The sequence below is a fragment of the Salipiger sp. PrR003 genome, assembly GCF_010500785.1.
In the GTDB taxonomy this organism is placed as follows: domain Bacteria; phylum Pseudomonadota; class Alphaproteobacteria; order Rhodobacterales; family Rhodobacteraceae; genus Salipiger; species Salipiger pacificus_A.
Genome location: NZ_JAAGOV010000012.1, coordinates 1 through 1,435 on the forward strand (window position 1 = coordinate 1; position 1,435 = coordinate 1,435).

Sequence of the window (1,435 nt, forward strand, 5' to 3'; positions counted from 1 at the left end):
TCCACCCAGAACTGATGGGGTGGATACCCCCTCCCGACGGCATCGCAATGTGCCAAGGTGATGTGGGTCACATCACAAGAGGGAGGAAGTATCCATGACAGAAATTACCATTGTTGGGCTGGATTTGGCAAAGCGGGTTTTCCAGGTTCATGGTGCGACGACCGATGGCGGCGTTGCTATTCGCAAGAAGCTGTCACGGGGTCAGGTGCTGGCATTTTTCGCAGATTTGCCGCCCTGCGTGGTAGCTATGGAGGCCTGCGCCACGGCCCACTACTGGGCACGTGAGATCGGTGCTCTGGGACATACCGTCAGATTGGTGCCGCCTGCCTACGTCAAGCCATTCGTCAAGCGTCAAAAGAACGATGCGGCTGACGCGGAGGCGATAGCTGAAGCAGCCAGCCGGCCGACCATGAGGTTCGTCGAGCCGAAGTCGCCCCGACAGCAAGCACGCGCCATGGTCTTTCGAACCCGCGATCTGTTTGTCCGCCAGAGGACACAGACCATCAATGCGCTACGGGCCCATTTGGCAGAACATGGCCTCATCGCAGCTCAGGGTCTGTCAAATCTCGCAGGGATCCAGCGGGTAGTTGACGAGGGAACAGCTGATTTAGAACCTTTGATAGCCGAGACTGCCCGGGTCTACCTTGAGCAGATCAATGATTTATCCAGTCGCATCGCCAAGATGGAGGCGACACTGAAGCACGAAGCCGCACGTTCTGATACCTCATCGCGGATGATGACAATGCCGGGTCTCGGACCCATCACCGCGATGGCAATTGAAGCCTTCGCTCCCACCCTGTCAGTGTTCAAGCGCAGTAGGGATTTCGCGGCCTGGCTTGGCCTGGTGCCACGACAACATTCTACTGGGGGTAAGCAGGTCTTGGGCCGAATGTCGAAGATGGGACAACGCGATATCCGGCGGCTGCTCATCATCGGCGCAATGTCGGTCATCCGCTGGGCAACCAGTAAAGGAACAATCCAGGGAACCTGGCTACATGCCATGCTGCTCCGCAAGCCACGCAAGGTGGTCGCAATCGCGATGGCCAACAAGATGGCCAGAGCACTCTGGGCGATGGAAACGCGGAAAGAAGATTATCAGGATCCACGACTGGCAGCAGCCTGACAGTGTCAGATAGCCAAAAGTGGGACGTCGGCGTGTGAGGAGGTCATAGACAGTAAGGACAAAAGATCGGTGACGATGGTTCTGGAAACGCATCCGGGTCAATGGGCCATGAGCCCGCAGAACTGATTTTGCACCAGAGCCGCGCAGCTCCATACCGGCCAGCGGTCATGCGATTGCCGCACAACAGGCCTGATACATGACCGCACCCGATCACACGTCAATACTGTTCAAAAACCATCTTGCGCGAACGGGGGTATCCATACATGACCCGGGGTTTCCATCGAGAAGTGACCCACCTTGGATTATGCTGAG

At 57.1% G+C, this 1,435-nt stretch carries 1 protein-coding gene; it reads left to right on the plus strand.

What is annotated here, in order from left to right; all coding sequences use genetic code 11:
- The first annotated feature begins 94 nt into the window (after window positions 1-94).
- Window positions 95-1,123: an IS110 family transposase gene (locus G0D83_RS01075; protein ID WP_164188784.1), complete on the plus strand. Its 1,029-nt coding sequence runs from the start codon at window positions 95-97 to the stop codon at window positions 1,121-1,123.
- The last annotated feature ends 312 nt before the right edge of the window (window positions 1,124-1,435 follow it).

Excerpts from the sequence above, each read along its gene's own strand:
- G0D83_RS01075 (WP_164188784.1), top strand. The coding sequence starts at position 95 with ATGACAGAAATTACCATTGTTGGGCTGGATTTGGCAAAGCGGGTTTTC.